Consider the following 3,796-nt stretch of genomic DNA (forward strand, 5'->3'; position numbering starts at 1 on the left):
GGGCGTCGTCGGCGCGCGGGGCGCCGCGGTACTCGACGGCCACCGCGAGGTCCGCCCGCCCGTCGAGGACCATCGGGAGGCTCGCGTCGCCCTCGGCGTCCAGGACCTTGAGCCGCACGCCGGGGGCGCGCTCGGCGAGCAGGCCGATGGCAGGGGCGAGGACGAGCGCGATGCCGGTCGCGAAGGAGGCGACGGTGACCTCGCCGGCAGCGCCCGCGCTGTACGCGGCGAGGTCGGCCTCGGCGCGTTCGAGCTGGGCGAGCACGGCGTCGGCGTGGCCGAGCAGGATCTCCCCGGCGGCGGTGAGGCGCACGCCCCGGCCCTCGCGGGCGAGCAGGTGGTGGCCGGTCTCCTGTTCCAGGGCGGCCAGCTGCTGGGAGACCGCGGAGGGGGTCAGGTAGAGGGCCGCCGCCGCCGCGGTCACGGTGCGGTGGTCCGCCACGGCCCGCAGGGTCCGCAGCCGTCGTGCGTCGATCACACCCCAATTCTGCCAGCGCGGCGGGGCGGTCCCGGCCGGGCCGGCCGGGCGCTCGCCGTCGAACGGACGGATTCCGTTATGCGGCAAGGATGTTGGCAATTTTTGCGCCAATCTTCACGCTCGGACGTTGACCTTCCGCCTGAGGCCCGCTTGGCTCGTCAGCGGCCGGCCGTGGGGGTGCACAGGAACGGCCGGCTTCGTGAGCAGGGGAGGGAATCCGCATGACCACGAACCGTTGGCTCCTGCGCGGCGGCGCCGTGCTGGCCGCGGCGGTGCTCGCCGCCGTCGCCGCACCGGCCGAGGCCGGGCCGGCCGCTGCGCGCACCAAGGGCGGCACCAAGGGCGACACCGCCCGGGTGAGCGTCGGCCTCGACGGCGCCCAGCCGAACGGCGACTCGACCGCGCTCGGGCTGAGCGCGAACGGCCGCTACGCGCTCTTCTCGTCCAAGGCGAGCAACCTCGTGCCGGACGACACCAACAACGCGTCCGACGTCTTCCTGCGCGACCTGCGCAGCGGGGACATCGAGCGGGTGAGCGTCGCCGACGACGGCTCCGAGCTGAACGGGCCGACCACCCAGGCGTCGCTCAGCGCCAACGGCCGGTACGTCGTCTTCAGCTCCAGCGCGACCAACGCGGTGCCCGGACAGGCGACCAACAACGCCGAGAACGTCTACGTCCACGACCTCTGGGCCGGCAGCACCGAGCTGATCACGGCCGGCGACCCGCACCCCGCCCAGGACCAGACCGGACGCGGCTCCTACGACCCGGTGATCAGCGCGGACGGCCGCTACGTCGCGTTCGCGTCCTCCCGCAGCGACCTGGTGCCCGGCGCCAAGCGCGGCAAGCAGCACGTCTTCGTCACCGACCGCTGGGCCGGCACCACCAAGCAGCTCGACGTCGGGCCGGACGGCAGCACCGGCTCCAACAACGCCTTCCGGCCGTCGATCAGCGCGGACGGCGACGTCATCGGCTTCACCTCGGCGGCGGGCAACCTGTTGCCGGCCGCCGCCCCGGCAGGTACGGCGGAGCTCGCCGCCGGGCTCCGTTGGTACTCCTTCTACGTCTACGACCAGCGCACCGGCAGCCTCACCGGCGGCAGCCTGGACACCGCCGGCACGCTCCAGCCCACCGGCAACGACGGCGTGATCAGCGCCGACGGCCGGTACGCCGTCTACTCCCTCCCGGAGCCGGGCGGCCTGCCGCCGCACGCGGGCGTCCACCTGGACGTCTACCTGCGCGACCTGCGGGAGGGCACGGTGACGAAGGTCAGCGCGCCGCTCCCGGGCACTACCACGCGCGGGTCCTCGCAGGAACCGGCCATCTCGGCGGACGACCGCTACGTCGTGTTCAGCTCGGACGCGGACAACCTCGTCCCGGACCTGACCACCAACAACGGCAACGTCCTGCGCCGCGACCTGCGGACCGGACGCACCGAAGTCGTCAGCGTCGCCGAGGACGGCTCGGTGAGCCAGGGTGGCTCGTCCTACGGGCCGTTCGTCGACGCCAAGGGCGACAAGGTGCTCTTCAGCGCCTTCGACGGCACGCTCGTCCCGGGTGACACCGACAACGCGTCGGACGTGTTCCTGCGCCGCCTCTGAGCCCGGCCACGCCGGTCGTCAACCCCCTCGGCTTGCCAAGGGGGTTGACGACCATGTCGAGTCAACTCGACGACGATGTACGATTGTTGGCTTATTTTCCCGCCCCACGTGATCTCAGCCGTTGACCCGCGGCCCCGCGCGACGGAAGGCTCGCTGCCGTCCGCCCGCCGCCAGGGGAGGAAGGCGGCCGGGCCACTCACCAGGGGGAGACATGACAGTCACGACCCGTACCCTTGCCCGCACTCGCCACCGCCGGCTCGCCCGGGCCGGCCTCGCGCTCGCCTCGGCCGTCGTCCTGGCCGCCACGGCCGCGCCCGCCGGGGCCGCGCCGGCCTGGGAGCCGACGACGCAGGTCGACATCGCTCCGGACGGCGCCCGGCCGGACGCCCCGTCGTGGGACATCAAGATCAGCGCCGACGGCCGCACCGCCGTCTTCTCCTCGGGGGCGCGCAACCTCGTGCCCGAGCACCCCAAGGGCGGGCGCCACATCTACGTCCGCGACCTGCGCGGCGGCCGCACCGAGCTGGTCAGCCTCGCCGACGACGGCACCCCGCTGGACGGATTCACCGAGTTCCCGACGATCAGCGCCGACGGCCGCTACGTCGCCTTCTCCACCGACGCCAAGAACGTGCTGCCCGGCCGGACGCCCGAGGGCCTCACCAACGTCTACGTCCGCGACCGCTGGACCGGCCGCACCGAGCTGATCTCCGCCGGCACCGGAGCCACGGACCAGAGCCGGTTCGGCGCCGGCACCCCTGCCATCAGCCAGAACGGCCGCTACGTGGTCTACACCTCCAACCGGACCGACATCGTCACCGAGGAATCCGACGGCTCGGACGCCGCTGCCGCCAACCCGAGCTGCTGCCCACCCGGCACGTACAACATCTACGTCGCCGACCGCTGGGAAGGCACCACCCGCCTGGTCACCGTCGGGGCGGACGGCAAGCCGGCGAACTCCCACTCCGTCGACCCGGTGATCAGCGCCGACGGCCGGACCATCGGCTTCAGCTCCTACGCGAGCAACCTCCTGCCGGCCGAGACCGCCGGGACCGCCGCCACCGAGGCCCCCGCGGCCCAACCCGCCCTCGACCGGGCGAAGTTCATCCCCTTCTACACCTACGACCTGGACGAGGGCACGATCTCCGCCGGGAGCACCGACACCACCGGGAAGCCGATCTCGGCCGACTTCGACGCGACGATCAGCCCCGACGGGCGCTACGCCGTCTACACCGTCCCCGAGGCACCCGGAGCGGACGGGCACCACGGCTACCACACCGAGGTCTACGTCCGCGATCTGCGCGAGGGCACCGTGCGGAAGGCCAGCGTCGCGCTGCCCGGCACCACGACCACCGGCCGCTCGTCCCACGGCACGATCACGGCCGACGACCGCTGGGTCTACTTCGAGTCCAACGCGGGCAATCTCGTCCCCGGCCCGCAGAAGGCCACCGACGACATCTTCCGGTACGACCTGCGGACCGGCCGCACCGAGCGGGTGAGCACGGCCCCGGACGGCTCACTGGGCAACGGCTATTCGAGCACCCCGTCCGTCGACGCCCACGGGCGCACCGTGGTCTTCGCCTCCACCAGCGGGAACCTCGTCCCCGGGCGGAACGACCCTGCGGACCTGTACTTCCACCTCTACGCCCGCGAGCTCGGGCGCTGAGGCCGATGCACTGAAACCGCGAACGGGAGGGGGAAGTCGCGGGGGGTCGACTTCCCC

General features: G+C 73.1%; 3 protein-coding genes. 2 read left to right on the forward strand and 1 reads right to left on the reverse strand.

Annotation, left to right across the window (positions count from 1 at the left end; genetic code table 11):
* The coding region (locus AB0O00_RS32170; RefSeq protein WP_363657796.1) for a LysR family transcriptional regulator at positions 1 to 478 on the reverse strand (478 nt) is incomplete at its 3' end.
* 221 nt (positions 479 to 699) lie between these two features.
* On the opposite strand from AB0O00_RS32170, the gene AB0O00_RS32175 reads away from it, so the two are divergent.
* Both AB0O00_RS32175 and AB0O00_RS32180 read left to right on the forward strand, forming a co-directional pair.
* Positions 700 to 2,076, forward strand: a complete 1,377-nt coding sequence (locus AB0O00_RS32175; protein ID WP_363657798.1) for a hypothetical protein — start codon at positions 700 to 702, stop codon at positions 2,074 to 2,076.
* Between the two features lie 211 nt (positions 2,077 to 2,287).
* Entirely contained in the window at positions 2,288 to 3,739 is a 1,452-nt protein-coding gene (locus tag AB0O00_RS32180) for a hypothetical protein (RefSeq protein WP_363657800.1), read from the forward strand.
* Positions 3,740 to 3,796: the final 57 nt, after the last annotated feature.

The organism is Kitasatospora sp. NPDC093558 (assembly GCF_040683475.1).
Lineage (GTDB): Bacteria > Actinomycetota > Actinomycetes > Streptomycetales > Streptomycetaceae > Kitasatospora.

Bases quoted from the DNA above. Each gene is read 5' to 3' on its own strand.
- AB0O00_RS32175 (WP_363657798.1), top strand. From the start codon at position 700: ATGACCACGAACCGTTGGCTCCTGCGCGGCGGCGCCGTGCTGGCCGCG.
- AB0O00_RS32180 (WP_363657800.1), top strand. From the start codon at position 2,288: ATGACAGTCACGACCCGTACCCTTGCCCGCACTCGCCACCGCCGGCTC.